The organism is Kitasatospora sp. NEAU-69 (assembly GCF_057158765.1).
This window is the reverse complement of sequence record NZ_JBWXUE010000008.1, coordinates 82242-97180: the sequence shown is the minus strand read 5'-3', so window position 1 is coordinate 97180 and position 14939 is coordinate 82242. Positions and strand designations below refer to the sequence as shown.

12 protein-coding genes are annotated in these 14939 nt (G+C 74.7%); 5 read left to right on the top strand and 7 right to left on the bottom strand.

Annotation, left to right across the window (positions count from 1 at the left end; translation table 11 throughout):
- The first annotated feature begins 246 nt into the window (after positions 1-246).
- A complete protein-coding gene (locus tag AC060L_RS11715) occupies positions 247-462 on the top strand; it encodes an MbtH family protein (protein WP_483798589.1) in 216 nt (71 codons plus the stop codon).
- A 115-nt stretch (positions 463-577) separates the two neighbouring features.
- Positions 578-1336 carry a thioesterase II family protein gene (locus tag AC060L_RS11710; RefSeq protein ID WP_483798588.1) on the top strand — a complete coding sequence of 253 codons (759 nt, stop codon included), beginning with the start codon at positions 578-580 and terminating at the stop codon, positions 1334-1336.
- A gap of 27 nt (positions 1337-1363) precedes the next feature.
- Here the strand turns inward: AC060L_RS11710 and AC060L_RS11705 are convergent, their stop codons facing one another.
- From AC060L_RS11705 to AC060L_RS11685, 5 genes are all read right to left on the bottom strand, one after another.
- Positions 1364-3112 (bottom strand): thiopeptide-type bacteriocin biosynthesis protein, encoded by a 1749-nt coding sequence (locus AC060L_RS11705; RefSeq protein WP_483798587.1) that lies wholly within the window; start codon positions 3110-3112, stop codon positions 1364-1366.
- A gap of 31 nt (positions 3113-3143) precedes the next feature.
- Complete coding sequence (locus AC060L_RS11700; protein ID WP_483798586.1) at positions 3144-4880, bottom strand: TOMM precursor leader peptide-binding protein; 1737 nt, start codon at positions 4878-4880, stop codon at positions 3144-3146.
- Between the two features lie 11 nt (positions 4881-4891).
- The gene (locus tag AC060L_RS11695) at positions 4892-6796 is read right to left on the bottom strand and encodes a hypothetical protein (protein ID WP_483798585.1); all 1905 of its coding nucleotides are present in this window, start codon (positions 6794-6796) and stop codon (positions 4892-4894) included.
- Positions 6797-7006: 210 nt separating this feature from the next.
- Complete coding sequence (locus AC060L_RS11690; RefSeq protein WP_483798584.1) at positions 7007-7210, bottom strand: hypothetical protein; 204 nt, start codon at positions 7208-7210, stop codon at positions 7007-7009.
- A gap of 245 nt (positions 7211-7455) precedes the next feature.
- On the bottom strand, positions 7456-8703 hold the full coding sequence (locus tag AC060L_RS11685; protein WP_483798583.1) for an MFS transporter: 1248 nt from the start codon (positions 8701-8703) through the stop codon (positions 7456-7458).
- A gap of 109 nt (positions 8704-8812) precedes the next feature.
- Between AC060L_RS11685 and AC060L_RS11680 the strand changes: the two genes are divergently transcribed.
- Both AC060L_RS11680 and AC060L_RS11675 read left to right on the top strand, forming a co-directional pair.
- Positions 8813-9784 carry a winged helix-turn-helix domain-containing protein gene (locus AC060L_RS11680; protein ID WP_483798582.1) on the top strand — a complete coding sequence of 324 codons (972 nt, stop codon included), beginning with the start codon at positions 8813-8815 and terminating at the stop codon, positions 9782-9784.
- A gap of 151 nt (positions 9785-9935) precedes the next feature.
- Positions 9936-11204 (top strand): hypothetical protein, encoded by a 1269-nt coding sequence (locus AC060L_RS11675; protein ID WP_483798581.1) that lies wholly within the window; start codon positions 9936-9938, stop codon positions 11202-11204.
- On the opposite strand, the gene AC060L_RS11670 is transcribed toward AC060L_RS11675, so the two are convergent.
- Positions 11195-11911, bottom strand: a complete 717-nt coding sequence (locus AC060L_RS11670) for a DUF6461 domain-containing protein (RefSeq protein WP_483798580.1) — start codon at positions 11909-11911, stop codon at positions 11195-11197. The two genes, AC060L_RS11675 and AC060L_RS11670, sit on opposite strands and share 10 nt — an antisense overlap.
- A 235-nt stretch (positions 11912-12146) precedes the next feature.
- Here AC060L_RS11670 and AC060L_RS11665 point away from each other — a divergent pair, with 235 nt between their 5' ends.
- The gene (locus AC060L_RS11665) at positions 12147-13547 is read left to right on the top strand and encodes a S53 family peptidase (RefSeq protein WP_483798579.1); all 1401 of its coding nucleotides are present in this window, start codon (positions 12147-12149) and stop codon (positions 13545-13547) included.
- A 103-nt stretch (positions 13548-13650) separates the two neighbouring features.
- Here AC060L_RS11665 and AC060L_RS11660 read toward each other — a convergent pair whose 3' ends face one another.
- Positions 13651-14919, bottom strand: a complete 1269-nt coding sequence (locus AC060L_RS11660) for a sugar ABC transporter permease (protein ID WP_483798722.1) — start codon at positions 14917-14919, stop codon at positions 13651-13653.
- Between the last annotated feature and the right edge of the window lie 20 nt (positions 14920-14939).

Sequence of the window (14939 nt, the reverse complement as noted above, 5' to 3'; positions counted from 1 at the left end):
CAAACAAAAGCAACTCCCTCCGTCCTCCCCAAAGAAGGAGATTGCCCGCCGCGGCGACGTTCGTCCTGCACACGAACCTGTCGGACAAGTTCACCCCGGGTCCATGCGACGGCGGCCTGCCGTTCTTCACCGCCGATCATGGTCGCACCGTGACGGACCGTCGAATTCGACCGGTACTCAGTTCACCTTTGAAAGACTCAGACGCAATACTGAGCACATCCGAGCACGTTGAGAGGAACCACCCCCATGGCGAACCCGTTCGAGGACGCTGACGGCAGCTACCTGGTGCTGGTGAACGACGAGAACCAGCACTCGCTCTGGCCCGCCTTCGCCGAGGTGCCGGCCGGCTGGACCGTCGCCCACGGCCCCGACACCCGCCAGGCCTGCCTGGACCACGTCGAGGCCAACTGGACCGACATGCGACCGGCCAGCCTGATCCGCGCCATGGCCGAGGCGAACTGAACCAGCCGGACCGGCTGCAAACCAGCTGAACCGTCTGACTCAGCGCCACCTCTCAGGGCCCGGGCCGTGTGCCCGGGCCCTGTGCCGTCCCGTCCACCGTCACCGGAGAGTCCCGTTGCCCGTCATCCCCGCCACCCCCTGGCTGCGCTGCTACCAGCCCCGCCCGGCCGCCCGGCTGCGCCTGATCTGCTGCCACCCGGCCGGCAGCGGCCCGGCCTTCTTCCGCGACTGGGCGAGCCGGATGCCCGCCGACGTCGAGGTGCTGGCGGTCCAGCTGCCGGGCCGTGAGACGCGCATCAGCGAGCCCGCCCTGACGGACTACCAGCAGGCCGTCCAGCAGTTGCACTCCGCACTGCGCCCGGTGCTCCGGCAGCCGTACGCGCTGTTCGGCCACAGCATGGGCGGCCTGCTCTCGTACGGGCTGGCGCACGCGGCTCGCCGGCACGGTGACCCCCAGCCCGAGCGCCTGCTGCTCAGCGGCTGCGGCGGCCCGGGCTCCGCGCCCCGCAAGCCGGGCCGGTCGCGCTGGACCGAGGCCGAACTGGTCGCGGACCTGCGCGAGATGGGCGGCACACCCGAGGGCGTGCTGGCCGACCGGGACCTGCTCGACCTGATCCTGCCGACCCTGCGCGACGACTACGCGATCTGCGACAGCCTCGCCTTCCCCACCGGCCCGCCGCTGGACTGCCCGGTCAGCGTCTTCGGCGGCGAGCAGGACACCGTCTCCCGCGTCGACCTGGAACGCTGGACCGCCACCAGCACCGCCCCCAGCACCCTGCGCACCTTCCCCGGCGGCCACTTCTTCCTCAGCCCCCCGGCCCCGGCCACCGACGCGGTACTGGCAGCCGTGGCGGCGGACCTGAGCATCGGCTGACCAGCACGGCACGCGCCGGGCACGGGCTCACATACGGCCCATCGGCAGCAGGTACTGCAGTGGCTCGTCCAGCTCGTCCAGCCCGAGCAGTTCGTGCGCCAGGTCGTCCTGGAATCCGCCGACCGGGGTGCCGGCCAGGCCGTGCGCGGTGAGGGTCAGCAGCAGCGTCTGGGCCAGGTGCCCGGCCTCCAGCAGGCCCAGGCGCAGTGCCCGCAGGCCGTACCGCTGCCGCAGCCGGCCGAGGTCGACGTAGAGCCCCAGGACGGCCGGTGCCTGCTCGATGCCGATGCCGTCCGGGTCCCCGGCCGGGCGGGCGAAGTAGGAGGAGAGCGCCTTGAGCTCGTCCAGCGTGGGCGCCGGGCCGAGCCGGCGCAGCGTGCGGCGTTCGGGCAGGCACTCGTAGCTGCCCGCCGGCAGCCCGGCGACGTCCAGCACGAGCAGCCGCAGCCGGGCCGTGTACAGCGCGCCCGCGCTCGGGTAGGGGCGGTGCGGGAACAGCCGGACGTCCCCGTCGGCGAGCCGCTGTTCGGTGTGGTGGCTCTGCGCGTACGCACCCCAGAGCGCGCTGCCGAGCACCTCGGCGGTCAGCGGGCCGCGCAGTGGCCCGCGCGCCGAGCTGCGCGCGGCGAGCACGGCGGCCAGCGGCAGTGCGGGCAGCGGCACGGCCGGCAGCTCCACCTCGCTCGCACCGGCCACGCCCGCCGCGATCGGTGGCGGCGGTGGCAGCGGCCGCACCGCGCTGTCCTGGTTGCGGCCGATCTGGAACTTGCTGCGCTCCAGGTACTGCCGGTCCGGCGCGCGGTGGCCGGTCGGGAAGAACGACGGCGGCTCGCCCGCGTCCAGCAGCGTGCGGCCGGCCAGCCGGCAGACCGCGCGCTCCTCGTCGGGGCTGACCCCCAACCGGTTGAGCAGCATGTGCAGTTGCGAGCCCCAGACCCAGGGCAGCCACGCCTCCTCGCCGGCCGCCCGCACCCGCTGCTGCGCCACCCACACGTCCCGGGCCCACTGCTCCGCCCACGGCGCGGCCGTCCCCGACCGCGCCCCCTCCCGGGACCCCTCGCGCAGGCCCTCGCGGCTCTCCCGCCCGTCCCGGGCTTCCCCGAGCACCTCCCGAAGGCCCTCCCGCAGCGCCTCGGCCCGCCGGACCAGGGCCGCCTGCTGCGCGGTGTAGACCGCGTTCACCCGGGCGTGCACGACAGCGGCGGGCAGCAGCGGCACCTCGGTGACCCAGCGCCAGCCGGCCGCGTGCCCGCGCAGCCAGCGCGCCGCCGCGAGCCGGTCCAGGTCGAGGCCGACCGCGGTCGCCTGTGCCAGGTCGAACGCGAGCATCAGCCGGTCGGCGCCGCGCGGGGCACCACGCAGCGCCGCCACCGCGACCCGGCTGGAGGCCGCGAAGAGCTGCTCGGCGGCCGGCAGCGCACGCGGGCCCCCGTACCGCCCGGTCTCCGGGACGTACGGCACCTCGCGGACCTCCCCGTGCCGCGAGGGCCACGAGCCGGCTGCGGCGTCCAGCTCCGGGCACGCCTTCGCGAGCCGGGGCAGCAGCTGCGCCAGCTCGGCCACGGTCCCCGGCGCTGGCTCGCGCAGCCGGATCCGCAGGTGCGGGCCGCCCTCGCCGTAGCGGATGAAGAACCAATCGGCGGCCCGCCCCTCGGCCACCAAGCCATCGAGCACCGGGGCGAGTTGGTCGGTCAGGAACGCGTCGACCTGCGCCGTCCCGCTGTGCAGGAACAGGTGCAGGCCCTGCCAGTCCGGACCGCTCCGTGCTGCGCTCACTTCGGCTCCTCAACCGGCTCGGGACGGCTGTTCATCTGGACACGTACGGGATCGGGTGCGGGTGCAGCGTGAGCTCCTCCGGACGCAGCGGCCGCGCGGCCCGGCCCAGCCGGTACGGGACCTCCAGCAGCCGGGGCAGGCCGCGGGTGCGGTGGTTGACGTGTCCGAAGGTCAGCGGCAGCGTGCCCGGCACGATGACCTTCACGCGGTGCGGGCCGGAGCGCTCAGCGCGGCCGGCTTCGTCACGGCCGACCACGATCACCTCCAGGCCGAGCCCGGCCAGCCGCCGCACCGCGGCGTCGAGCAACTCGCCCGCCAGCTCGGCCGCATCGGTCACCGGGTCAGGCTCACGCATCTGCTCGGGCACCTGATCGGCCATCCACTCGGCTGCCGGCAGCGCGGCGCCGTCCGCCGCGTCGAACAGGAACGCGAGCCGCTGCTGCGCCTGCGGCAGCGCGTTCAGCCCCACGTGGTCGTCCGGCGAGCGGACCAGCTCCGGCTCGGCGAGCATCGGCTGCAGCCGACGCGGATCGCTCGGCCCGCCGGCCACCGGTACGCGCCGCGTCCACCGGTACAGGCTCGCCACCGCCCCGGCCGCCGCCGAGCGCAGCGCCATGCGCGGATCGTGGTGTGCGCCGGCGGCCAGGAAGGTGCGTGGCGCCTGCGGGTGGCCACCCTGGTAGCGGCAGCCGGCCAGCACGACCGGGATGCCGAGGTCGTTGCTCGCGTCCAGCAGGGTGAGCCGGTAGCCGAGCAGCTCCGCCCGGTCGGCCGCCTGGAGCAGCTCGGGGTCGTCATCCGGCGGCTCGATCCGGCGCAGCGGGGTGGCCGCGTACCAGGCCATCAGGAACGCGTCGCGCTCGGCGACCTCGAACAGGCCGTGCAGCGCCGCCTCCTGGGGGCTGCTGCCGAGACCGGAACCGTTCGAGGTCTCGTAGACGACCCGGGGGCGACCGGCGCCGGGCGCGTCCCGGTGGGCGACGTGCTCGGGGACGGCGATCGGGCGCCGGTGGGTGAGCGACCAGCCGTGGACCCAGTCGAGCGGGAGCTGCGGCGTGTAGCGGACGGTGGCCGAGGCCGGGTGCCCCTGGTAGGCGGGATCGGGCAGGCCGAGGCGCTCGGGGTCCAGCGCGCGCTCGGGCCCGAGCTCCTCGAACGAGGCGCGCAGCACGGCACGTCGGCCGGTCGGCGACGCGTCGGACGGCAGCGGATGGCAGACCGCGCAGCCACCGACCGGACGGACCTGGTGGGTGGACCAGGTCGCCCGGGTGTTGTGGACGATCTGCACCGTCGCGCTGTCCGCCGCGCCACCATCGTCCTCTTCCGGACGGTCCGCCAGCAGCTCCGCCGCCAGGCAGCCGACCGCCTCCGCGAGCGCCGGCACCACCAGCCCGGCCAGCCGCAACTCCGGGCTCTGCCAGGGCACCCGGCCGCCCGCACCGGCCAGCCGCTGGTACTCCGTGCAGCTCAGGCAGGCGGCCGCACCGGGGTGCAGCAGCGGGCCGAGCACGGACAGCGCACCGTCCGAGCGGACCGGCAGCAACCGCACCGGGTGCGCCAGCGCGTGCCGGCTCAACTCCTCGGCCAGGCCGAGCGACCAGTGGTCCAGCGAGACCACCGCCGTGCCACTGGTCAGCCGCAGCGCCTCGGCGGCGTCCAGCACCGGCACGCCGAGCGGCGCGAGCACGGCGATCAGCGGGTCCACCACCGCCACCGGCTCGGCGAGTTCGGCCTGCCCGGCAAGGACGGAGGCGGTCTGCGCTGCCATCGGCGTAGTCATCAGGCCGCCCCGGCCAGTCGCAGCGCGGTGTACCCGGCGCCGCGCAGACCTGCCGCGAGCGCGCGCCGCTCGGCGCCGATCCGCTTGCCCGCCTTGACCTCCCACGCCTCGCCCCGCAGGCCGGTCAACTTCCGCAGCGCCAGCTGGAGTTCCGCCTCCCGGCCGGCCAGTTCGGCGAGCCAGCCGGTTGCCCAGCCCTCGTCCTCCCAGTCGGCCGGCTGCCCGCCGGCGATCGCCAACGGCGCCACCGCTCCGCTGCTCCAGGCCTCGTGACGCTTCGTCAGATCCGGCGGCGCGGCCAGCTGCTGATTCCACCGCGCCACCGTCAGCTGCCCGACCACGGCGAGCGCCGCGAACGCGACGGCGTCCCCGATCGTGGCCTCGACCGCCCGCCCGAGCACCCGCCCGGCCCGCACCACCGCGCGGTACGCCGACACGCCCGGCGCCACCCGCACCACGCTGACCTTGGCCCGTACGCCGAGCCGCTCGGTCAGCGTCGTCCACCAGTAGCCGGCCTGGCGGTGCTCGGCCCACTCCTCCTCGGCGTGCTCCACCGACTCGGCGTGCAGCCACTCGACACCGGCCACCATCCGCCGCAGCGCGCGCCCCCACGCGTGCTGCGGGTCGGCGCCGACCGCGACCACGGACATGCTGTCGCCCAGCCGGAGTTCGGCCGCCGCGCAGAGCGCCTCCAGCCGGGCCAGGTCGAGCCGCACCGCGCCCGCGAGCACCGTGCGGTCCACCACCGGGCAGCTGGCCAGCGCGACCGGCAGCTGCGGCAGGGCGCCGGGCTGCGGGGCCGCGAGCGGGCCGATCCGCTCGTCCCCGAGCGCGGCGCCGCGCCGCAGCGCCTCCACCAGCGTGGCCGGCGGCTCCGCGGTGGTCATCCGGTCGGCATCCAGCGGGTCCGGGCCGCGCCACGAGTGGTACTCGGCCCGGGCCGGCTCGGCGTCGGCGAGCAGCACCGCGGGCCAGTCCGGCAGCGTCCACAGATCCTCGCCCTCGTGGGCCGGATCGGGCAGTTCGGCCACCGCGCAGAGCAGCCGCTGGACGGCGGCGCCGGCCAGCAGCACCGCCAGGGTGCCGGGCACGGCGCCCGCCGCACCCGCCGCGCTCTTCGGCATCCGCAGCCGCGCGGTGAGCGCCGCCGCGTCGGCCCGCACCTGCTGCGGACTGCCGGGCGCGGTGACGAAGCCGATGCCGCCGGCGGCCCGGGCGGCGACCGCGTACGCGTGCCCGGGTCCGCCGCAGACCACGATCTGCCCGGCGGGTTCGATCGCCCCTGCCCCGCCGACCACGCTGGAGGGGGCCGCGCCGGCCCGCTCCAGCGCCCGCCGGGCGGCTCGGGCCAGCGGACCGCCGGTGTCGGCCGCGCAGATCTGCGGCCGGGCGGCCAGGATCGCGGCGGCGGCGGTCGCGGGCTGTCCCGCGAGCGCGTCCAGCCACGGCACGCCGGCCGCCACCGAGCGGTCCACCAGCAGTCCGTGCGCGTCGAGTTGGGTGATCATCCGGTCCAGCACGGCACGGGCCGGCGAGCCCGCCGTGACCCGGGCCCGCAGCTCGCTGTCGTCGCCGGTGCGCAGCGCGTTCTCCAACAGCCGCCAGAGCGCCGGGACTCCGGGGCCGCCCTCCAGCGTGACGCCGGCCCGGCGGCCGCGCAGATGGACGCCGCTGCTCAGCGGCGTGACCGCCACTCCCGGCCGCAGCCGCCACCCGGCCAGTGCCTCGACGGTCGGGACCGCGACGATCGGGCCCGCGACCACGGCTGAACCCCCGGCCACCGAGCCTGCGGCCACACCACGGGCGCGCGGCACCGCCCCGGCCGGTGGCTGGACGCTCCGACCCCGGCCGGCCGGGGTCGGCGGGTGATCGGCGAACTCTTCGGCGAACTGGCTGGTCGTCATGGCATGTTCTCCTGTGCGGTGATGACGTGGTGCAGTTCCCGGCGCCGGCCCTGCCCGGTCCGCCCGGACATGGCCGGGCCACCAGGGCCACCAGGGCCGCCACCAGGTCGCGCCCCACCGGCCGCTCGTCACCGGCCGCCGATGGAGCAGAGTGAGGCGGGCCGATCGCCCCCGTCGATCGACGCCCGCGCCCGGTTCAGCGCCCGCGGTTCAGCCCCGGGCTGCCTGACGCCACTGGGCGATCAGTGGGCGCGGGAGTTCGGCATGCACGGCCTCGGGCGGCAGCCAGGAGCCCGTGCTCCAGGTGTCGTCCGGTTCCGGCAGCGTGACGGTGTCGGGTATCGAGCTGACAGTGAGCTCTCCGAGATCGAGCCCCTCGAAGTCGAACGGCGTGTTCGCCGTGCTGTCGGCCATGGCTGCCTCCCTCATGTGTGCCTCCCCTGCCCCGGGGCCCTGAACCGACCGGCAGACCGAGCGACCGGCAACCGGCGGGCGCCGCAGGCAAGGACGGGCGGTCCGCGGGACCGCCCGTCTTCGACTCTACGACCGCGAAGCGTTCGCGCCGCGATCGCGGCCGCCACCGGTCGGCACTCTGGGAGGTCAGCGGACGACGAAACGTCAGCTCACCAGCCTTTTCGCACCCCACAGGGCCGCTGACGTCACCTCGGGCACTCCACAGCCGCACCTCCGGCCGGCTGCGCGCCCGCCGTACCTCCCGTCGTATCCCCCGCCGTATCCCCCGCCGCGCCACTGCGCTCCCGCAGCCCCGGCGCCAGCACCAGCGTGACCACCACGGAGGCCGCCGCCATCAGCGTCATCGCGGTCGCCGCCGACCAGTACTGCGCGACCGCCCCGGCGACGGCCGCACCCACGCCCTGCATGGTCAGCATCCCGCTGGAGTGCAGCCCGAGCGCCTGGCCGCGCACCTCGGCCGGGGTCAGCGCGATCAGCCGCTCCTGGAGCAGCAGACTGGAGCAGTACCCGACCGAGGCGAGCGCGACCGCGAGCACCGCGACCGGCAGCGCCGGGTGCAGCACGAAGACCAGGTACGGCGCGGCGAGCAGCAGCCGCAGCAGCGCGCCGAGCCGGCTCCGCAGCCGGGCCGGCAGGAACCGCCCGGCGAGCGTGTCGCCGGCCAGCATGCCGAGCGCGCCACTCGCGAAGAGCAGCCCGGCCCGCCCCGGCGCGTACGGCACGAAGAGCGCCTCGCAGCCGACGATGAGCCCGTTCGGCACCCAGAGCGCCAGGTAGACGTAGCGGCGCGGCACCGAGGACCAGAGCAGCGCGTTGGTCCGCCTGGTCCGCGCGACCGAGGCCCGGCCCGCGCCGCGCGCCGGGCGCCGGCGCAGGCCGAGCCGGGCGGTGAGCCCGGCCAGCGCGAAGAGTCCGGCCGCGGTGAGCAGTGCGCCGCGCGCCGAGAGCGCGGCGATCAGCACCCCGCCGACCGCGAACCCGCAGATCTGCAAAGCGCCGACCGCCATGTTGAGCACCGAGCGCCCCAGCAGGTAGCCGTCCTCCGGCAGGATCTCGGTGAGCAGCCCGTACCGCACACCGCCGCCGACCGAGCCGAGCAGCCCCTCGACGAGCAGCACCGCGAACACGGCCCAGACCGGCAGGCCCGGCACGGCCACCGCCGCGGTGGTGGCCGCGTAGAGCACTGCCAGCCCGACCGTGGCGGCCCGCGGCGGCAGCCGGTCGGCCGCCGAGAGCAGCGTGAGCGCGCCGGCCAGCTGCGCGATCGACGGGCCGAACATGCTCAGCGCCGCGAGCAGCGGTGAGCGGGTGGCCGAGTAGACCAGCACGGCCAGTGCCAGGCCGCTGACCGTGCCGGCCGCGACCTGCACGGCCGAGGCGGCGAAGAACGGGGCGAATTCAGGTGTTCGGAAGAGTTCCCGGTAAGTGCGCATGGCAGGGAGTCTGCTGAGGCCGCTCGCGCCGGCGTTAGAGTTTCGCCCAGCCGCGAAACATGCCGCGAGACCTGCGGCGACACGTCAGGACCAGGAGGGGGAGGCCGCGATGGGCTGGTGGGAGATCAGCACCGACACGCTGGCCGGCGGCCGGTTCGTCATCTCGCCGCTCGCCGAGACCACCGCCTGCCTGATCCGGCTGGAGCTGGCCACCGCCCGGCACCCCGCCGAACGCGACTGGCTGGCCGCACACCTGGCCGACTACCGCGCCCGGCTCGCCGCCGACCCGGTGGCCGACGCACTGCTCCGCGCCGCGCTGACCCACCGCTGGATCGCGGACTTCCTCACCCCGGCCCCGCACCGCTCACCGGAGCCGTCCTTCGAGGAGGAGCTGGCCCGGATCCGGGCCACGCCGCCGGAGACCGTGCAGGCCGACCTGTCCGTCGCGCTGGCGGGCCGCCCGCTGCCCGAGGCGATCCAGCGCACCGACCTGGCCGAGCGGACGGCCGACCTGCTGGAGTGGGTCTGGACGCACACCGTGCTGCCGACCTGGCCGGCCAGGCGGCGCATCCTGGAGGCCGATGTGCTGGTCCGCACCGCCGAGTTGGGCCGGGGTGGCTGGGCGGCCGCGCTGGACGGGCTGCGGCCCGGCACCCGCTGGCTCGGCCAGGGGCGGCTCCAGATCAACGCGCAGGACCGGCCGCCGCGCCGGATCGACGGCGCCGAGCTGCTCTTCGTCCCGGTCACACCGCGAGCCGGCTGGGTCGCCTGGGACCTGCCGCACCGGTACGCACTGGTCTACCCCTGCTCGGGCGCGCTCGCCGAGCCGGCCCTGGCCGCGCCGCCGCAGGCGCTCGGCCGGCTGCTCGGCCCGGCCCGGGCCGGCGTCCTGGTGCTGCTGGAGAGCCCGAAGAGCACCACCCAGCTGGTCGCACTGACCGGCCAGGGCCTCGGCTCGGTCGGCCGCCACCTGAAGGTGCTGCTGGACGCCGGCCTGGTCTCCCGCCGCCGCGCCGGGCCGTCGGTGCTCTACTACCGGACGCCGGCCGGTGACGTGCTGGTGGCGGCGCCCACCTCCTGACATCCCGTCACCCCCGACACCTGACACCCGACACCCCGGCAGAAACGCTTCTGCAGGTCATCGCGCCGCGGATGCACCAGAGTGCTCGTGTGGGCCTCCCTGGCCCGAACCGATCCGATGCTCCGTCACGAGCAGAAGGAGAGCACAGCTGATGCGATGGGTTGCCCGAACCGGCGCGGGCGCTGCGTTGGCGCTGGTGCTGGCGCTGCTGCCGGGAGCCGGCACGAGTCCGGCCGCCGGGCTCCCGCCGGCGGGCCCGGCCCCCCTCACCGCCCGGCTCGGACAGTCCTGCGCACAGGTGCGCGCCCACCTCGCCGACTACGCGCGCGAGGGTCGCGGCCGGGTCGGCTGCGTGACGCTCGACCAGGCGCCGGCGGCCCCGCTGCCGAGCCCGGCCGCACCGCCGCAGCCGCCGCAACCGCGGGCCACCGCGGCGCCCGCCGCCTACTGGTGCGCTTCCCGGGCGGCCGACGAGTGGTGGTACACCCGCACCGCCGCCTGTGTGCACGACGAGCCGGCCACCTTCACGCTCTACGACGCCAAGACCCAGCAGGTGCTGGGCACCGCCGCCCTGACGATCTCGCAGGACATCGAACTCGGCCTGAACGCGACCGAGTGGGACGAAGCGGACTCCGTCACGCTCACCTCGGCCGGTCCGGCCATCCCCGAGCTGGAAGTCGGCTTCACCGCCTCCTGCAAGGCACCCTGCACCATGGTCAAGGCGTCCCCCTGGGCGGGCCCGGCGCCGCTCACCGTGGGCGGCACCGCCACGGGGACGGTGACCTACTCCGACACCCCCGCGCCCGGCCCGGACACCATCACCCCGGCCTACGACCTGGAGGTGCTCCAGCCCGGCACCGAGCCGACCCAGCCGGACGCCACGTGGAGCGACCCGGTCCAACTGCGCTGTGACGACAAGGTGGTCGGTGCCCACGCGGGCTGCGTCGTCCCGCTCTACACGCCCGAACTCGACCTGACGATCGGCTCGTTCGGCGCGGCCGCGATCACCTACCTGTGGGCGCAGCAGACCCTGCCGGACCACTGGGGCACCAGCGCCTCGCCGCTGCAACGACTGGCCGACCCGGGCATCCAGAACTCGAACCGCACCAGGATCTGCGGCACCTTCACCCCCGATCCGGCACTCCCCGACGACAGTTGCGACGAGTTCGCGTTCGCCGCGACCTACCAGAGCGGCGCGATGCTCGGGCTGACCGGCGCGGACTGCGCGGAGATCGAGCCGTTCCAGCAGAACGGGACGTGGTACGTGAAGTACCTCAACAACGTCACCGGCAACGAGCGTTGCGTGCGCTCGCACGTCCCGGTCGGCCAGAACACCGGTGCCGGAACGGCGTTGAGCACCTTCACGCAGAACGAGCGGGTGCTCGACCACGAGCCGTACACGCTGCAGGTCTACAACTGAGCCCCACCGCCGGACGGGCCCTGCCCGGGCCCGGTCGGGGTGATCGGTGTGATCGGAACCACCGACCCGGCCGGGCCCGGCCCTCCCCTCACCCGCGGCCGCGCTCCCTCGCCCCGGTGGTCGGTCGGCGCCCGGTCCGGCAGCAACGCGGTCACCAGCGGTCCGGCGACCAGCGCGCCGCCGAGCCGCACGCCGCCGAGTAGCGGACCGCACAACTCCGGCTGGCCGAGCAGCTCCAGGGCCGCCCGGCCGGCGTCGAAACCCGGCCCCGGCGGCCCGCCCGCCGGAGCCAGCCCGACCCGGCGCATCGGCCCGAGCAGCCGGTCCGGCTCGCTGCCACGCCGCCGGCCGGGGAACAGTGGTTCGAACTCGGTCACCGTGACGCCGCCCTCGGCGTAGCGGAACCAGCCGAGCGCCTTCGCCGTCCGGTACACGCACACCGCCCGGGTGCCGCGCGACACCCGGTGCAGCAGGCCGGTCTGCGCCCCCACCGCGCCGCCCGCCTCGAAGCCGAACGCCCAGCCGCCCGCCGCACCGACCCGGACCACCGGCCGATCCGGCTTCACGCGCTGCGCCAACTGCACCGGCTCGGCACCGTAGGCCGTCAGCAGCGCCGTCACATCGAGCCGCTGAGCGAGCACCAGGCAGAAGCCGAGCGACTCGTAGCGCCCGATCCACTCCCACTCCCCGCCCGCCACCGCCGCCACCCGCCGGCACTCCTCCGCTCCACTGCTCGACCGCTGCTTCGCCGCCAGTATCCGGGCAAGGCGGCCCAGACCACCGCATCCCGCCACCGCCGCGCAGCGCGCGCCGTCAGCGCAGCGTACAGATTCGACCAAGCTTTCCCCATGGGCACCTCAAGACCATGGCGCCCGCCTCCGGACAACGGTTCGATGTCCCCCAGCCGTCGTCGACGGGATCTACCACCCCTCAGGGACACCCATGCGACGTACCACCCGAAGCCGTGCCACCGCATCGGCTCTCGGCACCACCGCCGTTCTGCTCGCCGCCACCGCGATGAGCGGCGTCACCGGCGCGGCCGGTGTGGCAAGTGCCGCCCCCAGCCTGCGACTTGCCCCCTCCCACTCCGTCCCCCAGCCGGTGCCGGCCTCGCGCGGCCACCGCCAGATGGCCGGGACGCTGCCCGCACCGCTGAGCACCAGCCAGTGCCAGACCCAGCTCCAGCGCTCCTGCTACGGCGCGACCCAGCTGGAGACGGCGTACGACGAGGCCCCGCTGTTCGCCAAGGGCATCAACGGCGCCGGCCGGACGATCGTCATCGTCGACTCCTACGGAACGCCGACGATCCAGCACGACCTGGACGTCTACAGCCAGCAGTTCGGCATACCCAGCACCAACGTGCAGGTCGTGCAGTGGGGCAACGTGCCGCCCTTCGACCCGAACAACTCGGACATGACGGGCTGGGCCGAGGAGACCACGATCGACGTCGACATGGCGCACGCCATGGCCCCCGGCGCCAAGATCGTGCTGGTCGAGACCGGCGTCTCGGAGACCGAGGGCACCACCGGTTTCCCGGAGATGATGGGCGGTGAGGACTCGCTGATCAAGCAGGGCATCGGCGACGTCATCTCGCAGAGCTTCGGCGCCACCGAGAACACCTTCCCGGGCTTCGCCCAGAACGACTTCAGCAGCCTGCTGAACCTGCGCTACGCGTACAAGGACGCGGCCGCGCGCGGCGTCACCGTGCTCGCCTCCTCCGGCGACAGCGGCTCCACCGACGCCGAGTCGGACGGCTCGACGCTCTACCCGTACCCGGTGACCTCCTGGCCGCCGTCCGACCCGCTGGTCACCGGCGTCGGCGGCACCTCGGTGCACCTGGACGACCAGGGCAACCGGCTGAGCCCGGACACCGTCTGGGACGGCGACGGCGCCTCCGGCGGCGGCAAGTCCGCGATCTTCAAGCGCCCGCTCTTCCAGCTCGGCGTGAACAACGTGACCGGCACCCAGCGCGGCGTCCCGGACATCAGCATGCTCGGCGACCCGAAGACCGGCGTCTGGACGTACAACAGCTACGGCCCGCAGGACAACGGCTGGGAGCTGTGGGGCGGCACCAGCGTGGCGTGCCCGATCTTCTCCGGCGTCGTGGCGCTGGCCGACCAGCAGGCCGGACACCGCCTGGGCAACCTGAACTACGGCCTCTACGCGCTCGGTGAGCTCCAGCAGGCCGGTGCCACCCACACCGGTCTGACCGACGTGGTGGGCGGCTCCAACGCCTACGGCGGCGTGGCCGGCTGGCCTGCCACCCCCGGCTACGACCTCGCCACCGGCTGGGGCACCGTGGACGCGGCCCGCTTCGTCCCGGCGCTGGCCCAACTGGGCTGACCGACTGGGAAACGGACCCGAACAGGAAACGACGGGGGGGTGGGCGGGAGGTGCTTCCTCCGCCCGACCCCTCGGCCGTTCCCGTACTGCCGCGCTACCGTGCTCAGGCGCGCCCCGCCGCCTTCTGGGTGCGCCGGGCCAGCGAGTCGATCACCACCGCGGCGAGCAGCACCAGACCCGTGATCATGAACTGGATCGCGTTGCTGACGCCCTCGATGTTCATGCCCGACTGGATCGAGCCGATCACCAGCGCACCGAGCAGCGCGGACCAGGTCGAGCCCCGACCGCCGAACAGGCTGGTGCCGCCGATGACGGCCGCCGCGATCGCGTTCATCAGCAGGTTGCCGCCGCCCGAGGTCTGACTGGCCGACTGGATCTGCGCGGCCAGGAAGAGACCGCCGATGGCCGCCATGGTCGAGCAGATCATGAAGACCGAGATCCGGGTCCAGGGCACGTTGATACCGGCCCGCCGGGCGCCCTCGATGTTGCCGCCGAGCGCGAAGATCTGCCGCCCGTAGGCGGTGCGCCGCAACATGAAGTCCAGCACCACGATGAAGATCAGGAAGATCAGCAGCGCCAGCGGCAGGCCCTTGTACTGGTTGAGCGTGTAGGCCGCCAGGAACGCGATGACCGCGAGCGCGGCGGTGCGCAGCGCGATCTCGGCGGGTGGCCGGGACGGGATGCCCGCCACGCGCCGCCGCCGGGCGTCCAGCAGCGAGGCGCCGAGGAAGAGCAGCACGCCCACCGCCGCCAGGCCGTAGGCGGCGATCTGCTGGCCGTAGATGGTGGTGTAGAGCCGCGAGACGATGTCCTTGCCGCTCAGGTTGACCGTCCCGCTGGAGCCCAGCACCTGGAGCATCAGGCCGTTCCAGCCCAGGTTGCCGGCGAGCGTGACGACGAAGGCCGGCACGCCGACCCGGGCGAAGAAGACGCCCTGGATCAGGCCGACCGCCGCGCCGGAGGCGATCGCCGAGATCAGCGCGACCCACTGGTTGACCCCGTGCGTCACGTTCAGCACTGCGAAGATCGCCGCGCACAGGCCGCTGACCGAGCCGACCGAGAGGTCGATCTCACCGAGCAGCAGCACGAAGACGACGCCGATCGCGATCATCCCGGTGCCGACGATCTGCTGCGAGAGGTTGGACAGGTTCTGCGCGGAGAGGAAGCTGCTGCTCAGCGAGCCGAACACGGCCCAGATGACGATCAGCGCGAGCACCACCGGCAGCGAGCCGAGCTCACCGCTGGAGATCCGGCGGCGGAACTCGCCGAGGTAGCCGCGCACGCCCTCCTGGCGCACGATCAGTCGCGGGTCCACCGCCGGGGTCGCCTCGGCGGCCACCGGCACCGGGGCGTTCACGCCGCCCTTCGGCATGTTGTCCTCAGGCAGCCCGT